This window comes from Streptomyces cyslabdanicus, assembly GCF_052663305.1.
The window spans coordinates 53,149-71,139 of sequence record NZ_JBQRUW010000007.1 but is presented as its reverse complement, the minus strand read 5'-3'; the positions used below and the strand labels follow the sequence as shown (position 1 = coordinate 71,139).

Genomic DNA, 17,991 nt, shown 5'->3' with positions numbered 1-17,991 from the left:
CGGCTCCGCCCACCAGCGCGCCGGTCCGTCCGGGTGAGCACCGCCGGGGTGGGAACGAAGCTGCGGGCGGGGAAGCGGGGGGCGGGAAGGGGACGGGCGCGCGGTACCGGACCGGGCACGTGACGATGGAACCGGCCCCCTACGGCGGGACCCGTACGCCGACCTGTCCGGCGGGACCCGTACGACGGAAGGAGCGCGCTGTGACCTCGCGGCCCACACCTGTGATCATCGACTGCGACACCGGCGTCGACGACGCGCTCGCCCTGCTGTTCGCCGTCCGCCACCCGGGCCTCGAGCTGCGCGCGGTCTCCTGCGTGGCCGGGAACACGGACGTGGACCAGGTGGTACGGAACACGCTGACCGTCCTGGAGCAGGCCCGTGCTCCCGCCGTCCCGGTCGCGCGGGGTGCCGAGCGGCCGCTGCTCGAACCGCTGCGCACCGCCCATCACGTGCACGGCGGGGACGGCATGGGCGACCTCGGCCTGCCCGCGCCGGCCCGCCGGCCCGTCGACGTGGACGCGGTGACGCTGCTCCACCACGAGATCGCGGCCTGCGACCGCCGGGTCACCCTGATTCCCACGGCGCCGCTGACGAACATCGCCCTGCTGCTGCGCACCCACCCCGGGGTCACCCGCGACATCGAGCGGATCGTGTTCATGGGCGGCGCGGTGGCCACCGGAAACGCCACGTCCGTCGCCGAGTTCAACGTCTGGCACGACCCGGAGGCCGCGGCGGTCCTGCTCACCGCGGGGGTGCCGATCACGATGTACGGGCTCGACGTGTTCCTGCGGGTGCTCGTGCCGGAGGCGGACGTACGGCGGCTGTGCCGGTCCGACGAGCCCGGTGCCCGGCTGGCCGGACGGCTGCTGGCCCACCCCGACCCGGCCACCGGCCACGACGTCCCGCACGGCGGCCTCGGTGACGCGGGCACGGTGTGCTCGGTCGCGGACCCGGAGGGGCTGACCACCCACCGGCTGCCGGTGGAGGTGAACCTCGCGCCGGGACCGGCCCGCGGGCAGACGGTCGTCGACCGCCGCCCGCGTCCGGGCGAGGCGGAACTGCACGGCGAGGCCCGCGAACAGGCCCTGGTGGACGTGGCGTTGGACATCGACGCCGAGCGGTACGTCCGGCTGTACCTGAACACCGTCGAGGGCGCCTCGGACGGGTCCTGAGTCGAGCGTGGGTGCCGCCTCAGCCCGCCGCCGGGCCGGGGCTCGGGTCGCCGGGCAGGACCAGGGGGCTCGACGTGGCGCTCGGCGGCGGGGTGAGCACGACCTCGGGCTGTCCGCCGGAGGGGGGCGGCGGGGTCAGGTCCGACTGGGGCAGCTTGGGCGGGGTCGTCTGCATGAAGAGCACCTGGTCGAAGTTCACCAGGCCGGTCTCCTCCAGAACCGTGATGTGGTCCAGGACGGTGGCGTTGGCCTGGTTGGCGAGCTCGCGGACCAGGCTGTTCTTGGTGGTGGAGCGGATCTTCGCGACGGTGTTGAAGATCGAACCGTGGGTCATGCGGAGGATGTTGGCCAGGTCGGAGTCGAACTGCTTGCCGTCGTCCCCGGCGAGCTGGGTGACGAAGCCCTGCTGCTGGGGGCTGGCGGCGTTCGGCAGCGTGATGTTGAGCATGGGCGCGATCCTGCGGCAGCTCGCGTCCAGTTGCGCGTGACCGTCGATCAGGTGCTCGCCCGCCGTGACGACCTCCTTGGTGGTCCCCTTCTTCACCGCCATCTCGCCGACCGGGTACTCCCACAGCCCGGCCGCGCGCACCTTGACCACGAAGTCCCGGTCGTCCTCCGTCAGCGGCCCCCACTGGGTCTGCGCGATGATCCGGGAGCCGTCGCTGGAGACCTTCTCGAGGCCGAGCATGCCCGGGTAGGCGAGCGCGACCAGGGTCAGGCCGAGGGCACCGCCCACGAAGAGAGTTCCCGTCGCGTTCCGCGAAAAGCGCACCGTGCCTCCTGCCCGGTCATGGTCCCGCCGCCGGCGGTTCGGACACCCACATGTACGGGCCGGGAAGCGCCGAGAACCTTTTGATTCGGTAAAGAACACCGAACGGAAGGTGAGGCTGGTCACGTTCGCGGCTGGTTCGGTCCCCGCGTCGGTCGCGGCACTCAAGTCGCCCGGCTCGCAGCAAGGTTGACACAATGTTGACCAGCTCTGGGGAGAGCCCTGGGGGAGGCCCGCCCTACATTCGGCCGCATGCCCCCACAGCCCCGCGGTGTGCCGACCGCGCTCCCCGTCCTGCCCTACCGCAAGCCCACCAAAGGCCGTGACTACTGGGTGCTGGACGACGTCCTGCCCGACGCGGACGCCGTACGGCAGCGCTGCCTGGCCAAGGACGACTGGGTGAAGGGCTACCCGTACACCTCCCAGACCTGGCCCGGACTGCGGACCATGCCGGGCCTGGAGCCGTCCGAACTCGCCCGCGTCGAGCGGCTGGTGAAGAAGGCGACCGGGGCGAAGGAACTGTGGGTGCAGCAGGCGCCCGACGGCGGAACCCTCAACCACAACTGCGTCCAGGTGGTGGGCGCCGGCGAGAGCGAGCCGAGGCCGCACACCGACTCGCGGGCGCTGTGCCGGTACGCGGCCGTGCTCTACCTCAACCCCTCGGTGCCCAAGGACTGCGGGACCAGCTTCTACCGCCAGCGTCTGCCCGGCGGCCGGCTCGGCGGCAACGTGGTGCAGCCCCCGCACCACAACCTCGTCGAGGCCCTCGGTACGCGGTTCGTCGCGCCGGACGCCTTCGAGGAGGACGTCCGCGTGCCGCACAAGGCCAACCGGCTCCTCCTCTACCACGCCAACCTCGTCCACAGCGCGACCGGTTACTGCGGGCAGAGCCTGGAGGACAAGCGCATGACCGCGGTCTTCTTCTGGATGGCCTGACCCGGCCGCATGGTCGTGTCACCCGAACGGCCCCGTGGCCGGGCCGCCTGGGCGGACGTCGGGCCCGGGGGTCGGGTGATACTCGCCGCATCGACCAGGAGGAGGACGAGATGACCGACACCCGTACCGTCGGCGTTCTGGGCACCGGGATCATGGGCGCCGCGATGGCCCGCAACCTGGCGAAGGCCGGACACACCGTCCGGGTGTGGAACCGCACCCGGGCCAAGGCCGAGCCCCTGGCCGCCCATGGCGCGCAGGTCGCCGAAACCCCCGCCGAGGCGGTGCGCGACGCCGACGTGGTCCTGACGATGCTCTACGACGGCGGGACGGTGCTGGAGGTCATGCGCGAGGCCGCACCCGTGCTCCGCCCGGGCACGGTCTGGGCGCAGTCGACCACGGTCGGCCTGGAGGCGGCCGGTGAGCTGGCCGCCCTCGCCCGCGAGCACGGCCTGGTCCTCTACGACGCCCCGGTGCTCGGTACCCGGCAGCCCGCCGAGGCGGGCCGGCTGACCGTGCTGGCGGCGGGGCCGGCCGAGGGCCGGGAGACGGTGACGCCGGTGTTCGAGGCGGTCGGCGCCCGCACGGTGTGGACCGGTGAGGACGCCGCGGCGGCCACCGCCACGCGGCTGAAGCTGGTGGCCAACAGCTGGGTCATCGCGGCCACCGCGGCGACCGGGGAGGCCCTGGCCCTGGCCAAGGGGCTCGGCGTGGACCCCCAGGGCTTCTTCGACCTCATCGCCGACGGACCGCTCGACATGGGCTACCTGCATGCCAAGGCCGGCGTCATCCTCGACGGCGCGTACCTGCCCCCGAGCTTCGCCGTGGCCACCGCGGAGAAGGACGCCCGCCTGATCGTCCAGGCCGGCGAGGCCCACGGCGTCCGCCTCGACGTGGCCGCCGCGAGCGCCGAACGCTTCGCCCGTGCCGCCGCGCGGGGCCACGCCGACGAGGACATGGCCGCGGCGTACTTCGCCAGCTTCTCCGACGACTCCGGCGGTCCCGGCAAGTCCTAGCTAGCCGTTCCGCCGCCTCTGCTCGCCCGTGTCCGCGCGGGCCGGACCGGTCAGCTGAGGCAGATCACCAGCAGGCACAGGTGGGACGGCGACGTGGGCGTGTCGGTGGGGCTCGTCTGCGGGGGCTGCTGGGCGGTGCCGTCGGATGCGGTGGACCCGGACCCCTGGGGCGCCGCCGGGGACGACGGGGAGGTGGCCGACTGACCCGAGCGGCCCGACTGGCCCGACGGAACCGACGGGGTGGACTGGGCCGCCTGACTCGACGCGGCGGCGGAGGCGGAGCCGTCGGCCGCCGGTGCCGCGGTGTCCGGCAGCGGGGCGGTCCGCACCGTCCGCGCCGGCGCCACGTGTGCGCGGGAGGGCGCCGACGGGGCCTGCGCCGTACGGGGAGCGGCGGCGTCCGGGCGTACGTCCTGCGGAGTGGTGCCCTGCGGCGCCGACCACTGGTGCCGGGCACCGCCCGTGGACGGGGACTGTCCGGCGTCGGAGGGCGCCGAGGCCGGGTCGTCGTGCTGCGCCGGCCGGCTGTCCCCCACGGTGCCCGTGTGCGGTGCCTCCGGTGCCGGGGCCGCCTGCGTGCGGTCGGTGGAGTGCCGGTCCATCGAGGCGACGGTCAGGCCTCCCCCGACGAGAGCAACGGCGGTCGCCACCAGCGCCCTGCGCTGGGTTTTCTTCCAGCGGGCCAGCTGACGGCGCCGAGCCGCCCGCCCCGGCCGCTGCCGCGGTGGCGGTGCGTCCGCCGCGTCCGCGGGGAGGTCGGTGGTGCTGTCGCCGGGGACCCCGGCGGGTGCGACGTCCGGGGCGAGGCCCGCGGCCCCGCCCGCCGCGAGGCCCGTCGTGAAGGCCGTCGCGGAATCGGTCGCGGTATCGGTCGTGAAGGGCGCCGTGACGTCCGGTGCTATGTCCGGCGCGTACGCACCGCAACCGGGGCACACCAGGGCGCCGTTGAGGTGCCTACGGCACGTGGAGCAGTAGTCCATCCGGTCTTCCTGACTAGGCCTGCCGAGCGGCCAGTCACGCTAACAAGGCGCGCGAGGGACTGTGTGCAGCCTGTGTGACGCTCCTGCACGGATTCCCGGCACCCGGTCCGGGCGTGCCGCCGCTCGGATCCGGGCCGGTCGTCGGGCGCCCGGTCAGACACGCTCGGTCAGGCGCGGTCGGTCAGCTCGTCGGCGTACACCTGCGACAGCGGCTGAGGACCCACGTACTGCTGGCAGTTGCACTGCCCCGGCTCGAAGCGCAGCGGCTTCTTGTTCTCGTCCCAGGCCGTCGGCACCTCGACGCGCTCGTGGCACCGGCCGTTCTTGTCGTGCTTGGCCAGATGGTGGGTGCATCCGCAGATCGGCTCCGGCGTCTTGTGCGCCGCCTCGACGGCCAGCCGCTCGGCCTTGGCCGCCTCCAGCAGTTCGAGCTTGCGCTCGTGCCGGTTGCGCAGCGCGCCGCGGACGTTGTCCGCGAGCCAGGCGAAACCGCCCGTCCAGAAGACGATCAGTACAACCCAGATCCAGCCCATCGGCCCTCACCCTTCCCCCGCGGAGTCCACTGTGATTTTAGGAGGTATCCCCGGTGTTTGCGTCGGGCAGGGCCGGGCGGCCTCGCGGACCGGCGGCCGGTGGCGCGGACGCGGCGGCCGGTGGAGCGGGTGCGGGCCCGTCGGGGCACCCGCCGGGGCCGGGGTCCGCCGCCACCGGGCCAGTACCGCCGCCGGGCCGGGCAGCCATCTCGGGGCGCGGCCGTGGAAGAGCGCGAGGACGATCGCCGTGGCCACCGCGATCAGGTGCTCGCGGCCGGCCAGGTTCGGCTTGACCACCGACTCCAGCACCATCGAGCCGCCGGTGAGGAAGAACACGACCGGGGCGCGCCGCACCACGGACAGATAGGTGAACAGGCCCACCACGGCGGCGGACGGCCCGGTGTCGAGGATCCGGCCGGCCCCGGGCGGCAGCCCCAGCCCCCACCAGCCGGGCCCGACCGCGATCATCACCCGCACGGTGAGGGTGCCGGCCAGGGTGGTCGCGTACGAGACGAACAGCGTGCGGCCCCTGCCCAGGGTGAGTTCGGCCAGCGCGAACGCGAGGAACAACTGGGTGATGCCGGCCCACACCGGCAGGTCGAGCGCCGGGACGTACAGCGACACCGGGGTGCGCAGCAGGGCCAGCCACAGCGGCAGATCGGCCTGGACTCCGCCGAGGACCCGTACCACCGCCTCCCCGGCCGGCCGCTGCGCCACCGCGTGGAAGAAGATCACGCCGAAGGCGGCCACGAAGGCCAGCACCAGCCCGGACAGCCCCCGGCGGGCCAGTCGCCGTACCGGGTCGACGACGATGCCGTGCCACTCGGCGCGCAGTGTCCGCACGGCGAACCGGGCGCATCGCGCGGCCACCTCACGCACCCGCACCGATGCGTCGTCCGCCCCCGTGCCGCCGTCCGGCGGCCGGTCGTTCCGCTCCCCGCGGCCCCGCCACTCGTCGTCCGCAGGTCCCCCCGGACCCGCCGAACTCCCTGGTCCCCCCGGCCGCCCCAGCCGCTCCCTCGTACCGCTGTACTGCTGCACCGCTGTCCGGCTCCTTAGCAGTTCCCCCCACCCCACCGTGCGCACAACCGTATGGACCGTAATCCAGTTCGCCGCGTTCCCACAGACGGCCTCACAGCGGGGGCAGCGGTGGCGGGGGCGGCAGGGGCGGCAGGGGCGACAGCGGCCGCGTCGGGTTCAGGGCGGGATGGCGCAGGACGGAGTGCAGGGCCGCCACGGCACCGCGCACCGCCGCGGTCTGCGGCCGCGGCACCGCCCGGACGTGGCTGCGCAGCCGCGCGGAGAGCCGGTAGGCGACCTCGGGCCGCAGGGCGCCGCCGCCGACGAGCAGGGGGCCGCGGTCGAGGGCGTCGGCGTATGCGGGCCGGGGGTCGTCGCGCAGCAGCCCGGTGACCATCGTGGTGACGGCGGTGACCAGTTCGGCGAGCGCGCCGGCGCGCACGTCGTCGGTGCCCATGGTGGCCCGGCGGGCGGCGGCCACCCGGCCGTCGGTGAGCAGGGCCACCTCGCTGAGCTGCGCGCCGACGTCGATGACGAGCATCGCGCCGGACAGGTCGGCGCCGGCGCCCAGGGCGGCGGCCCGGACACCGTCGATGGTCAGCACGGCCTGCGGCCGCAGTACCTGAAGGACGCCGACGGCGGCGGTGTGGAGCCGCGGCCCGCTCAGGACGGGGGCGGTCACGACGACGACGGGCCGGACGTCGTGCGGGACGCGGTCGGCCAGCAGCCGGGAGACGAGCCGGGTCGCGCCGGCCGGGTCGACGACGGTGCCGCGCCGCACGGGGCGGGCGGCGGCCGAGCCCTGGTGGGTGACGGTGGGCACGTCGAGGATGTCGCCCATGCCCTGAGCCCAGACCCGGGTCCGCGCACTGCCCAGATCAAGGGCGATGCCCGGACCGCGCCCGTGGACCGCCCCGGTGGGCCCGCGGCCTCCCGGGGCGGCGGTCGCCGTGCTGTCGCCGAGGATCACCGGTCGGCCTCCTTCACCTCGGGCAGGAAACGCGCGTGCCGGGCAGGAATCGCGCGTGCGCACCGCCTCGCGTGGCGGCGCCGTCGGGCGCGGGGACCGGATCAGCCGGCGCGCTGCTGGCAGGGCACGCAGCAGCGCGCGTACGGCAGGATCTCCAGACGCTCCACCGGGATGGGCTTGGCGCAGTCCTCGCAGTCGCCGTAGGAGCCGTCGTCCAGCCGCGCGAAGGCTGCCTCGATGTCCTTCAGCGCCCGTTTCAGGGCGGTCTCCTGCGCGGTCAGGAGGTCGTCGGCCTCCTGACCGCCGTCCTCGCTCTCCTGGACGGCCCGCAGCTGGGCGAGGCGGGAGTTGCGCTCGTGTTCGAGGCGCTGCCGGGCATCGTGCGCGCTCAGGCGCTCGGCCGCGGAGGCACTGCTGGTGGTCTCCCACGACATCGGCGATACGGTCCCTTCGAACTGGCCCTTCTGGCAAAAGGAGCCGGTGACGAGGGGGGCCGCGGTGACGTACGGCCCCCCTCCTGACCCTCCAGCGTGGCCGCGCGAGCGCACCGCGGCCATCGGTCGCAGTACCCATTTCCGGTGGGCGGCGGGGTGCACCACCGCCCACCGCAACGGACACCCCAAAACCGGGCGGCCGGTGCGGACCGGCGGGCGGGGCTGCCGCGCCGGGTGCCGCCCGGGGTGCGACCCGAGGTGCGGCTGTGGCGGCGGTGCATCTCGATGGCCAACGGGGTGGCGGTGAACACCGAGGAGTAGGTGCCGACCACGAGACCGATGAGCAGCGCGAGCGCGAAGTCGGTCAGCGAGTCTCCGCCGAACACCGCCAGGGAGGCGAGGATCAGCAGGGCGCCCATGCCGGTGTTGATCGTTCGGGGCAGTGTCTGCTGGATCCCCAGGTTGGCGAGTTGTGGCAGCGGCATCTTGCGGTCGCGTCCGAGCAGCTCCCGGATCCGGTCGAACAGGACGACCGAGTCGTTGACCGAGTAGCCGATGACGGTGAGCAGCGATGCCAGGAACACGCCGTCGATGGGCTTGCCCAGCCAGGCGAAGACGCCGACGAGGATGACGACGTCGTGCGCGAGCGCGGTCACCGCGGCGGTGCCCCACAGCCAGCGGAAGCGGGCGGCGAGGTACAGCAGCTGGGCGCCCAGGGCCACGGCGAGGGCGATGAGCGCGTTGCGGCGCAGTTCCTCGCCCAGGCTGGGCCCGATCTGCTCGTCGCGGACCTTCTCCGTCTCGCCGCCGAGGGAGCTGACGGTGTCGGTGACCTTGGCCGCCTCGGCGTCGGTCAGGTCCTCGGTGCGCACGGTCAGGCCGTTGTCGTTGGAGGACTGCACGAGCGCGCCGGGGAAGCCCGCGTCGGCGAGGGCGCTGCGGGCCCGGTCGGGGTTCACGGCGGTCGCGGTGGTGTACTCGATCAGCCGGCCGCCGGTGAACTCCAGGCCGAAGTTGAGGCCCCGGGCCACGATGCCCGACCCGGCGAGCACGAGCACGACCGCGGCGGTGGCCAGCCAGCGGCGCGGGTGGCGCATCAGCTGCGGGTCGCGGCGCACGACGAGGTTGCGGATCCAGCCGGTGTTCGCGAGGCCGGTCAGCAGGGGACGGCGGCGCACCGACGCGCGGGACACCGCGAACTCGGCGAGCACCCGGGTGACCACCAGGGCGCTGAACATGGAGGCGAGGACTCCGAGGGCGAGGGTGACGGCGAAGCCGCGCACCGGCCCGGTGGACAGGAAGAACAGCAGCCCGGCCGCGATCAGCGTGGTGATGTTGGAGTCGGCGATCGCGCTGAAGGCGTTGCGGAATCCGGCGGTCAGGGCCGAGCGCGGACTCGGCCGGTGCATGCCGGCGTACTCCTCACGCGCTCGTTCGAAGACGAGCACGTTGGCGTCCACGGCCATGCCGATCGCCAGGACGAAACCGGCCAGGCCCGGCAGGGTCAGGGTCGCGCCGAGGGCGGCCAGGGCGGCGTAGGAGAGCACTCCGTAGCAGAGCAGGGCCAGGGCCGCGAGGAAGCCCGTGAGGCGGTAGACGGTGATGATGAACAGGATCGTCAGGGCGGTGCCGATCACCGCGGCCCAGGCGGTCGCCTTGATGGCGCCGGCGCCGAGGGTGGGGCCGATGGTGTGCTGTTCGACCGTCTCGACCGGCACGGGCAGGGCGCCGCCGTTGATGAGCAGCGCCAGATCGCGGGCCTCGGCGTCGTCGAAGGAGCCGGTGATCTGCGTGGAGCCGTCGGCGATGCCCGTGCCGCAGGCGACGGACGGGGAGACCTGCGGCGAGGAGATGATCCGGTCGTCGAGCACGATGGCCACCCGGCGCGCGGGGTCGCCGACCTGGCGGCACGCGGCCTCACTGGTCAGCTTGGCCCACGCGGCCCGGCCCGCCTTGTCGAAGTCGACGGTGACGGTCCAGCCGGCGCCCGTCTCCTGGTCGAAGAGGGCTTGGGCGCCCTTGACGTCCTTGCCGGTCATGGCGCTGTCCTGAAGGCGCAGCCGCTGCCCCGACTCGTCGGGCAGGACGAGCTCCTTCGGCTCCCCGGGTTCCGTCTTCCCGGATTCCGGCTTCCCGGGTTCCGTCGACTTCTCGGGTTCCTTCGAGGCGTCGGGCTCGGACTTGGCGGGGTCCTCGGTGGCGTCGGGGGCGTCGACAACGCCGGTCACCGGGTGGAAGGTCAGCTGGGCGGTACGGCCGAGCACGTCGGCCGCCTTCTTGGGGTCCTGCACGCCGGGCAGCTCGACGATGATCCGGTTGCTGCCGGAGCGGACGAGGGACGGTTCGGAGACGCCGAGTCCGTCGACCCGGCCGCGCAGCACTTCCACGGCGCGGTCGGTGGCCTCGCGGTCGGCCTTGGCGGTCGGGGTGGAGCGGGTCTCCAGGACGATCTGGGTGCCGCCGCGCAGGTCGAGTCCGAGGCGGACCGGAACGGTGGCGGCGATGTAGACGGACAGGGCGATCACGGCGAGGGCGAACAGCGCTCTCACCCGGGAGGTTCGGTTCGTGCGTTTCGTGGGTTTCGTGCGTTTCAACGGGGCCTCCGGCAGGCACGCCGCGACTGCGGCCGACGCGGTCACGGCGGTCGAGGGGCGAACGGGGACGTCAGATGCCGAAGGCCCGCGGCGGCGCCCGGCCGCCGTCCTGCACCACGTGCACCGTGCGGGCGGCCACGGTCACCGGGACCGGTCGCGTCCGCCCGGGTGCGGGGAGGGGGACGTCCGTGACATCCCCGGTGGTGGCGAACTGCCCGTGCGCGACGGGCCGGTCCCCGTGGAACTCCTGCCGGGTGCCGTCCTGCGCGGAGCAGACGACGGTGCACCCCTGCCCGGCATACGGCGCGTCCGCAGGACGCCCCCCGGCGCCGGGGGCGCCGGTACTGGGAGCGGAGCCGGGCACCCGGGTCTTTCCGTGCTCTTCGTGCTTTCCGGGCGTTCCGGTGCCGGCGGGCGCGAGGGCCGCCGCGGAGGCCGGCGTGGGCGTGATGGGTGCGGGCAGTGGCGGGGGGCTGCCGGTGGTGAAGACCGCCAGGAGGGTGAGCAGGACGGCCGTCACGAAGGCCGGCACACGGGAGGCGGAGACGGTGCTCGACGCTCGGTGCATGCACCGTCCCCTTTCCTGGTGGCACTCGTGGCGGACGCTGTCGTACCCGGGTTCCCGGCCGGGGAGTGGGCAGCCGGGACCCCGGGGGGTCGTGGGGCGGGCGGTCAGGGTTCGATCAGGCCCGCCCGGATGGCGTAGCGGGTGAGCTCCAGGCGGTCGCGCAGACCGAGCTTCTGCAGCAGGTTGGCGCGGTGCCGCTGGACGGTCTTGATGCTGATGAAGAGGATCTCGCCGATCTCCTTCGAGGAGTGCCCCTCCGCCACCAGCTTCAGGACCTCCTCCTCGCGGGGCGTCAGGACCTGGTCCGGGGTCTCCTCGCCGTGGCGGACCCGGTCGAGGTAGTTGCGGATGAGCGCGGTCACCGCGCCCGGGTACAGGAACGGCTCGTCCCGCATCGCCGCCCGGCACGCGGCGACCAGGTCCTGGTCGGCGACGGACTTCAGCACGTACCCGCTGGCACCGGCCTTGAGCGCCTGGAAGAAGTACTGCTCGTTGTCGTGCATGGTGAGCATCAGGATCCGCAGGTCCGGCTTGAGCGCGACCAGCTCGCGGGTGGCCTGGAGTCCGGTCAGCCGGGGCATCGCGATGTCCAGCACAGCGAGGTCGATGTCGCGCGTGCGGGCCATCTCGATGGCCTCCGCGCCGTCGCCGGCCTCGGCGACCACCTCCAGGTCCGGTTCCTGGTCGAGGATGAGCCGCACCCCCCGGCGCACCAGCGCGTGGTCGTCGGCGAGCAGGATGCGGATCGTGGTCGGGTCGGACATGATCAGGTCTGCTTCCTGGGGACGACGGGCGCGGTCAGCCGGACCTCGGTTCCGGCCGCGGGGGCGGGGGCGATGTCGAGTCCGGCCCCGATGAGCAGGGCTCGCTCGCGCATGCCGCGTATACCGGCGCCTTCGCACGCGGCCTTGATGCCGCGGCCGTCGTCGGTGATGGCCAGTACCACGGCGTCGTCGGTGCGCCGCAGGCTGACCTCGATCCGTTCGGCGTCCGCGTGCCGGGCCACGTTGGTCAGGCTCTCCTGGGCGACACGGTAGAGGACCAGCTCGGTCTCCGGTTCCAGGGCGGGCAGGTCGGCGTCGAAGCGGCGCACCACCTGAAGCCCGGTGTGGGTGGCGAAGTCGTGGGTCAGCGAGGTCAGCGCGGCGACCAGACCGAGGTCGTCCAGGACGCCGGGCCGCAGCCGGCGCACCAGCCGGCGGACCTCGTCCAGGCTCGACCGGGTGATCTCCTGCGCCTGGTGCAGTTCGTCGCGCAGCGGTGGGGCCGCCTCGTCCGCGGCCCGCTTGAGCGCGAGCAGGATCGCGGTCATGCTCTGGCCCACCTCGTCGTGCAGCTCCTGCGCGATACGGCGCCGCTCGGCCTCCTGGGCGAGCAGGACCCGGGCACTGCTCGTCGCGCGCTCGTTCTCCAGCCGGTCGAGCATGGCGTTGAACGTGCGGATCAGCTCGGCGACCTCACCGCCGCCCTGTTCGGGCAGCCGCTGGCCGGGGCGCAGCAGGTCGACGGTGGTCATCAGCTTCGTCACCCGGCCCAGCGGGGCCAGCCCGAAGCGCAGCAGGGCGGCGTTGGCGACCAGCATGACGGCCAGGCCGCCCACCAGGATGACGGCCTCGGTCAGCACGACCGGCACCGAGACGGTCACCGGGGCCCACAGCAGCAGGGCGGTGGCCGAGCCCAGCACCACCGCGTTGAGCCCGAAGATCCGCCAGAACAGGGACACCGGGGTCAAGCCTCCTTCCGTGATGCGGTCTGCCTCTACTGTCGGGCATCGCGCATCCTGGACGAGCCGCGGCCCCTGGTCCCGACCGGGCCTGCCGCCAGTCTGCCGTTCGCCGGCCGCCGGGAGCGATGGGGCACGCTCCCCATTTCGCCGGGTGCGCCCTACCCATGCCCCGGTCGAGTGGATCCCCCGATCGGCCGCAAATGGGCTCTGGACCCGATGGGAAACCGCGGCGGGTTCGACCAGGGTTGAGCGGTGACCGACCCCCGTTGCAGAAAGAAGGGCACTGAAAATGTCGCTCGACGCCGCCCGGACCGAACCCCGTGAGCGCCAGTCTGCTCAGGAGGCCCGCCGGCGCCTTGAACACGCCCGCGAGACCCGGATGGTCCAGCTGGAAGCCCTCGGCGAGACCGGGCAGACGGCGGACGACCACCTGATGTCCTCCCAGCGTGAGGCCATCCAGGGGGTGCTCAAGGAGATCGATGAGGCGTTCGCCCGGATCGAGGACGGCACCTACGGGACCTGCCTGGGCTGTGGCAAGCCGGTTCCCGCGGAGCGCTTGGAGATCCTGCCGTACACGGGTCACTGCGTCGGCTGCCGGCGCCGCAGCGCCTGACCGCCGCCCGCCCGTCCGCCCTGCCTTCGTCTTCCGCCCTGCCCGAGGGGTGAAATGGTGAACCACCAGATCATCGACGACCGCGACACGTCCCTGACGGTCGAGGACCTCGCCGTGCTCCGCGCGAACCTCGACGAGCAGCGGCTGTTCCGTCAGGAGCAGCTGGAGCAGATCTCGGCCGCCGCGACGTCCCGCGCGGACGCCCTGCTCCAGCGGCAGGCCTCGCAGGTGGAGGTCCGCGTCAAGCTCGCGGCCTCCGCCCGCATGGTCCTCGCCGACGTCGAGGCGGCCCTGGAGCGTATGGACGACGGCAGCTACGGCGTCTGCCACCTGTGCCGGCGTCCCATCGCACGGGAACGGCTGGAGATCGTGCCGCAGGCCCGCTACTGCGCGCGCTGCCAGCAGGTCAGGGAGGCCGGGCGGTGAGCGTGACCCAGCGTTCGCGTGCGGCCGCGGCCGCACGGCACCGGTCGTGGCCGCTGGGTCGGCAGGGCTGGGGCGTCGCCCTCGACATGGGCAGCGCCCGTACCCGCGCCTGGGTCGCCGGGCGGGGTCTCGTCCTGGACGTTCCCACGGTGACGTTCCCCGGCTCCGGGGCGGTGTATCCGATCCAGCGCGGCACGATCATCGACACCGCGGGCACGGCCCGGATGCTCGACCGCCTGCTCGGTAACCGCCTGCCCCGCTTCACCCGCCCCCTGGTCGTCCTCACCGCGCCGGTACTGGACGGGGTGGCCTTCCGGAACGAGGCCCGTACGGCGGTGGAGGTGCTGCGGCCGCGCGGGGTGCTGACCGTTCCCAGCGCGCGGGCCGTCGCCCTGGCCGCGGGCGCGGACCTGTCCCGCCCGCTGCTCGTGGTGGACATCGGCGCGCATCTGACCGAGGTGGTGCTGCTGTCGGAGGGCGCCGTCGTCGACGCGCGCCGCACCGCGCTGGGCACCAGCGACCTCGACTCCGCCTCGCCGGTGCAGATCTGCGAGGCGGTGGCCACGATGGTGACCGCGATGCTGCGCCAGGACCGTACGTCGCTCACCGTGGACGCGCTGCGCCGGGGCGCGCTGCTGGCCGGCGGGGGCGCCCTGCGCCCGGAGATCACCTACCACCTCACGGGCAGGCTGCACGCGCCCCTCAAGGCCGTGGCGGCGCCGCACACCGCTGCCGTTCGCGGTGCCGCCACCCTGCTGCGCGACGCGCACGACCACCCCGACGGCCCGGCGGGCGAGTCCTTCGAGCCGCCCGCCTTCTAGACCAGCCCCCGTCCCCACCGCACCAGCGCCACGGATCCCACGAAGCCCACTGGGTCCACGAGCCCACTGGGTCCACGAGCCCATTGGGTCCACGAGCCCATTGGGTCCACGAGGACACGGGCCCACGGGCCTACGAGGCCCACGAGGACACGGAAGGAGGGCCGCAGCATGGCCGGCGGCATCCCTCGGGCACAGCCGCCCCCCGAAGGACTGTCCCCCGACGAACCGCTCCCCGACGAACTTCCCAGCCGCGTGCTCTGGCGCCTGCGGCGCAACCCGCTGCGCCGCCCGAGCGACCTGCTCCAGGCGTGGATCGGCCTCGGCGTCCTGCTGGCGGTACTGGCCGGCACGCCCGTGGCGGTGTTCCTCGTCGGCGACACCGCCCTGCGCCACTACGCGCGGGCGGCCGAGCACCAGGACAGGACGCGGCGTCAGACCACCGCGGTCCTCCTGCACGACGCACCCCGCCATCCCGAACCGGGCTCCGCGGAGGCGAGGAACACCCGCTACCCGGTACCGGTCCGCTTCACCGACCCGGGCGGGCTCGCCCGCACCGCCAGGACCCACGTCGAGCCCGGTCTGCCCGCGGGCAGCTCCGTCGACGTATGGGCCGACACCGACGGGCGGCTCACCGAGCCGCCCCTGACCGCCGCTCAGGTCCGCGGCCACAGCACGGGCTGGGCGGCCCTCGCCGCCCTGACCGTCCCGGTCGCCGGCGCCGGAGCGTACGGCGCCGCCTGCCTGCTGCTCCGCCGCCGCAACCTGGCCGCCTGGGACAGCGCCTGGGCCCGCACGGCCCCTCGTTGGACGCCCTCCTCGTGATCTCTCCGCGGTCCCGTGGCGCCGACGGCTACGGGCCGCGCCGCCCCGTACCCGGTACGGCCCGTGAAGGCGGAGGCACGGTCCGGCCCCGGATTCCCGATCTTGACGCTGCACTGTCAGGTCACCGGCATGGAAGCCCCATCGAACGCTGCCGGAAACCGGCAATGTGCGCGGCGGACCTGATCGGGCATCATGTCGCCAGGGGAGCACCGCGGACGGTTCCGGTGCCGGGCACCGGCAGATGTCCGGTTCCGGAACCGGCAGGGGGACGTACCGCCGCCCGGTGTGCCGCAGGGGGAAGAGGGGGCTCGACGACGTTGCGGCGCATCCGCCGCCCGCTGCCCGGCGCCTGAGCCGCCGGGACACGGCGGGGGCCGGACCCGGCCACCCGGTCTCTCCCTTACTCACCGTTCCTTACCGTCAAGGACGTATGCCATGGAACTCATCGGCGCACTCGTCGCGGCCTGCCTGCTCGTCGTGGTCCTCATGCTGTTCTTCTTCTCCCGGCTGTTCCGGAAGGTGGAGCAGGGCAAGGCCCTGATCGTCTCCAAGATGCGCAAGGTCGACGTGACCTTCACCGGCCAGGTCGTCCTGCCGGTGCTGCACAAGGCCGAGGTCATGGACATCTCGGTGAAGGCCATCGAGATCACCCGCACCGGCCGCGAGGGCCTCATCTGCCGGGACAACATCCGCGCCGACATCCGCATCACGTTCTTCGTGCGGGTCAACAAGACCGTCGAGGACGTCGTCAGGGTCGCCCAGGCCGTCGGCACCACTCGCGCCAGCGACCGGGACACGTTGCAGGAGCTGTTCCACGCCAAGTTCTCCGAGGCGCTGAAGACCGTCGGCAAGCAGATGGACTTCACCGACCTCTACACCAAGCGTGAGGAACTGCGGTTCCAGATCATCGAGGTCATCGGTGTCGACCTGAACGGCTACCACCTCGAGGACGCGGCGATCGACTACCTGGAGCAGACGCCGCTGACCCAGCTCGACCCGGGCAACGTCCTCGACGCCCAGGGCATCCGGAAGATCACCGAGCTGACGGCCGTGGAGCACGTGCGTACCAACGAGGCGCAGCGCACCGAGCAGAAGGAGATCACCCGGCAGAACGTCGACGCGCGCGAGGCCATCCTGGAGCTGGAGCGCCGTCAGGCCGACGCCGAGATCAAGCAGAAGCGGGAGATCGAGACCTCCCGCGCCCGCGAGGAGGCCGAGACCGCCCGCGTGGTGGAGGAGGAGCGGCTGCGCGCGCAGAGCGCCTTCCTGCGCACCGAGGAGGAGCTGGGCGTCCAGCGCGAGAACCAGGCCCGTGAGGTCGCGGTCGCCGCGAAGAACCGCGAGCGGGTCATCGCCATCGAGAACGAGCGCATCGAGAAGGACCGCCTCCTGGAGGTCATCGCCCGGGAGCGGGAGACCCAGCTCACCCGGATCTCCGCCGACAAGGAGGTCGAGGCGGAGAAGCGGGAGATCGCCGAGGTCGTCCGCGAGCGGGTCGCGGTGGACCGTACGGTCGCCGAGCAGGAGGAGTCCATCAAGAAGCTGCGCGCCGTGGAGGAGGCGGAGCGCGAGCGCCAGGCCGTGATCATCGCCGCCGAGGCGGAGGCGCAGGAGAAGCTGGTCAAGGACATCAAGGCCGCCGAGGCAGCCGAGCAGGCCGCCACCCACCGCGCGGCCGAGGAACTGACGCTGGCCGAGGCCCGGTTGAAGACCGCCGACCTCGACGCCCGCGCCAAGCTGCGCATGGCGGAGGCCGTCAAGGCCGAGGCCGCCGCGGAGGGGCTGGCCGCCGTCCAGGTCCGCGAGCAGGAGGCCGAGGTCATCGAGAAGGCCGGCCGTGCCGAGGCCGAGGCGCTGCAGGCCCGGCTGCGTGCGGAGGCCGAGGGCGCTCAGGCCAAGGCGCTGGCCGAGGCCCAGGGCACCGAGGCGCTGCTGCGTGCGGAGGCCGAGGGCGCTCAGGCCAAGGCGCTGGCCGAGGCCGCCGCGATCGGCGAGAAGCTGAAGGCCGAGGCGGCGGGCCTGACCGAGAAGGCGGCCGCGATGGCCGCCCTGGACGAGGCCTCCCGCGAGCACGAGGAGTACCGGCTGCGGCTCCAGGCGGAGAAGGAGATCCGGCTGGCCGGCCTGGAGACGCAGCGGCAGGTCGCCGAGGCGCAGGCCACGGTCCTCGCGACCGGCCTGGAGCACGCCGACATCGACATCGTCGGCGGCGAGTCGGTCTTCTTCGACCGCCTGATGAGCGCGATCTCGTTCGGCAAGGGCGTCGACGGGTTCGTGGAGAACTCCCGTACCGCGCAGGCCCTGGCCGCGCCCTGGCTGGACGGCTCGTCGAGCTTCACCGACGACCTCGGCCGGATCCTCGGCCAGTTGGGCTCGGCCGACGTCAAGAACCTGACGGTCTCCGCGCTGCTGATGAAGATGATGCAGTCGGGCGGCACGAACGCCGGTCAGCTCCAGCAACTCCTCGACCGCGCCGGTGAGCTGGGCATCGCCGACACCCCGCTCACCGCCCTCAACGGCACCGCCCGGGCCTGACGACCCGCGGGACAGGCCCCAAGCCACCATCGGAGGAAGACGGTTGGGGCCGGTCCCGC

General features: G+C 73.4%; 18 protein-coding genes. 8 read left to right on the top strand and 10 right to left on the bottom strand.

The genetic code is table 11. From position 1 onward, the window contains the following. The first annotated feature begins 200 nt into the window (after nt 1-200). Nucleotides 201-1,172, top strand: coding sequence for a nucleoside hydrolase (locus ACTYVM_RS04660; protein ID WP_445524673.1), 972 nt, complete (start codon nt 201-203; stop codon nt 1,170-1,172). Nucleotides 1,173-1,191: 19 nt separating this feature from the next. Here ACTYVM_RS04660 and ACTYVM_RS04655 read toward each other — a convergent pair whose 3' ends face one another. After that, nucleotides 1,192-1,944: a DUF4142 domain-containing protein gene (locus tag ACTYVM_RS04655; RefSeq protein ID WP_445524672.1), complete on the bottom strand. Its 753-nt coding sequence runs from the start codon at nt 1,942-1,944 to the stop codon at nt 1,192-1,194. A 249-nt stretch (nt 1,945-2,193) separates the two neighbouring features. Between ACTYVM_RS04655 and ACTYVM_RS04650 the strand changes: the two genes are divergently transcribed. Both ACTYVM_RS04650 and ACTYVM_RS04645 read left to right on the top strand, forming a co-directional pair. Then, the gene (locus ACTYVM_RS04650) at nt 2,194-2,877 is read left to right on the top strand and encodes a DUF6445 family protein (protein WP_445524671.1); all 684 of its coding nucleotides are present in this window, start codon (nt 2,194-2,196) and stop codon (nt 2,875-2,877) included. Between the two features lie 110 nt (nt 2,878-2,987). Beyond that, nucleotides 2,988-3,890: an NAD(P)-dependent oxidoreductase gene (locus ACTYVM_RS04645; protein WP_445524670.1), complete on the top strand. Its 903-nt coding sequence runs from the start codon at nt 2,988-2,990 to the stop codon at nt 3,888-3,890. A gap of 50 nt (nt 3,891-3,940) precedes the next feature. Here the strand turns inward: ACTYVM_RS04645 and ACTYVM_RS04640 are convergent, their stop codons facing one another. The 9 genes from ACTYVM_RS04640 to ACTYVM_RS04600 form a co-directional block, all read right to left on the bottom strand. After that, nucleotides 3,941-4,870, bottom strand: coding sequence for an SCO2400 family protein (locus ACTYVM_RS04640; protein ID WP_445524669.1), 930 nt, complete (start codon nt 4,868-4,870; stop codon nt 3,941-3,943). Between the two features lie 167 nt (nt 4,871-5,037). Continuing rightward, complete coding sequence (locus ACTYVM_RS04635) at nt 5,038-5,403, bottom strand: hypothetical protein (protein WP_445524668.1); 366 nt, start codon at nt 5,401-5,403, stop codon at nt 5,038-5,040. A gap of 6 nt (nt 5,404-5,409) precedes the next feature. Then, complete coding sequence (locus ACTYVM_RS04630) at nt 5,410-6,444, bottom strand: hypothetical protein (protein WP_445524667.1); 1,035 nt, start codon at nt 6,442-6,444, stop codon at nt 5,410-5,412. A gap of 91 nt (nt 6,445-6,535) precedes the next feature. Continuing rightward, nucleotides 6,536-7,393, bottom strand: coding sequence for a rod shape-determining protein (locus ACTYVM_RS04625; protein ID WP_445524666.1), 858 nt, complete (start codon nt 7,391-7,393; stop codon nt 6,536-6,538). A 101-nt stretch (nt 7,394-7,494) separates the two neighbouring features. Then, a complete protein-coding gene (locus tag ACTYVM_RS04620; RefSeq protein WP_400030276.1) occupies nt 7,495-7,827 on the bottom strand; it encodes a TraR/DksA family transcriptional regulator in 333 nt (110 codons plus the stop codon). Beyond that, a complete protein-coding gene (gene secD, locus ACTYVM_RS04615; RefSeq protein ID WP_445524665.1) occupies nt 7,782-10,421 on the bottom strand; it encodes a protein translocase subunit SecD in 2,640 nt (879 codons plus the stop codon). The genes ACTYVM_RS04620 and secD overlap by 46 nt, the downstream gene beginning before the upstream one ends. A gap of 70 nt (nt 10,422-10,491) precedes the next feature. Further along, nucleotides 10,492-10,989, bottom strand: coding sequence for a hypothetical protein (locus tag ACTYVM_RS04610; RefSeq protein WP_445524664.1), 498 nt, complete (start codon nt 10,987-10,989; stop codon nt 10,492-10,494). A gap of 104 nt (nt 10,990-11,093) precedes the next feature. Next, nucleotides 11,094-11,753, bottom strand: coding sequence for a response regulator (locus ACTYVM_RS04605; protein WP_445524663.1), 660 nt, complete (start codon nt 11,751-11,753; stop codon nt 11,094-11,096). 2 nt (nt 11,754-11,755) lie between these two features. Then, nucleotides 11,756-12,712, bottom strand: coding sequence for a HAMP domain-containing sensor histidine kinase (locus ACTYVM_RS04600; protein ID WP_400030816.1), 957 nt, complete (start codon nt 12,710-12,712; stop codon nt 11,756-11,758). A gap of 292 nt (nt 12,713-13,004) precedes the next feature. Here ACTYVM_RS04600 and ACTYVM_RS04595 point away from each other — a divergent pair, with 292 nt between their 5' ends. The 5 genes from ACTYVM_RS04595 (at nt 13,005) to ACTYVM_RS04575 (ending at nt 17,932) form a co-directional block, all read left to right on the top strand. After that, on the top strand, nt 13,005-13,328 hold the full coding sequence (locus ACTYVM_RS04595) for a TraR/DksA family transcriptional regulator (protein ID WP_445524662.1): 324 nt from the start codon (nt 13,005-13,007) through the stop codon (nt 13,326-13,328). 54 nt (nt 13,329-13,382) lie between these two features. Continuing rightward, nucleotides 13,383-13,754, top strand: coding sequence for a TraR/DksA family transcriptional regulator (locus tag ACTYVM_RS04590; protein WP_445524661.1), 372 nt, complete (start codon nt 13,383-13,385; stop codon nt 13,752-13,754). Continuing rightward, complete coding sequence (locus ACTYVM_RS04585; protein WP_400030265.1) at nt 13,751-14,575, top strand: rod shape-determining protein; 825 nt, start codon at nt 13,751-13,753, stop codon at nt 14,573-14,575. Before ACTYVM_RS04590 ends, ACTYVM_RS04585 begins: the two co-directional genes overlap by 4 nt. Nucleotides 14,576-14,743: 168 nt before the next feature. Further along, nucleotides 14,744-15,397: an Rv1733c family protein gene (locus tag ACTYVM_RS04580; RefSeq protein ID WP_445524660.1), complete on the top strand. Its 654-nt coding sequence runs from the start codon at nt 14,744-14,746 to the stop codon at nt 15,395-15,397. A 435-nt stretch (nt 15,398-15,832) separates the two neighbouring features. Then, on the top strand, nt 15,833-17,932 hold the full coding sequence (locus ACTYVM_RS04575) for an SPFH domain-containing protein (protein ID WP_445524659.1): 2,100 nt from the start codon (nt 15,833-15,835) through the stop codon (nt 17,930-17,932). Nucleotides 17,933-17,991 lie beyond the last annotated feature (59 nt).

Coding starts and splice junctions, on each gene's coding strand:
- ACTYVM_RS04605 (WP_445524663.1), bottom strand. CDS start 11,753: ATGTCCGACCCGACCACGATCCGCATCCTGCTCGCCGACGACCACGCG.
- ACTYVM_RS04635 (WP_445524668.1), bottom strand. CDS start 5,403: ATGGGCTGGATCTGGGTTGTACTGATCGTCTTCTGGACGGGCGGTTTC.
- ACTYVM_RS04575 (WP_445524659.1), top strand. CDS start 15,833: ATGGAACTCATCGGCGCACTCGTCGCGGCCTGCCTGCTCGTCGTGGTC.
- ACTYVM_RS04580 (WP_445524660.1), top strand. CDS start 14,744: ATGGCCGGCGGCATCCCTCGGGCACAGCCGCCCCCCGAAGGACTGTCC.
- ACTYVM_RS04645 (WP_445524670.1), top strand. CDS start 2,988: ATGACCGACACCCGTACCGTCGGCGTTCTGGGCACCGGGATCATGGGC.
- ACTYVM_RS04595 (WP_445524662.1), top strand. CDS start 13,005: ATGTCGCTCGACGCCGCCCGGACCGAACCCCGTGAGCGCCAGTCTGCT.
- ACTYVM_RS04610 (WP_445524664.1), bottom strand. CDS start 10,989: ATGCACCGAGCGTCGAGCACCGTCTCCGCCTCCCGTGTGCCGGCCTTC.
- ACTYVM_RS04650 (WP_445524671.1), top strand. CDS start 2,194: ATGCCCCCACAGCCCCGCGGTGTGCCGACCGCGCTCCCCGTCCTGCCC.
- ACTYVM_RS04620 (WP_400030276.1), bottom strand. CDS start 7,827: ATGTCGTGGGAGACCACCAGCAGTGCCTCCGCGGCCGAGCGCCTGAGC.
- ACTYVM_RS04640 (WP_445524669.1), bottom strand. CDS start 4,870: ATGGACTACTGCTCCACGTGCCGTAGGCACCTCAACGGCGCCCTGGTG.
- ACTYVM_RS04590 (WP_445524661.1), top strand. CDS start 13,383: ATGGTGAACCACCAGATCATCGACGACCGCGACACGTCCCTGACGGTC.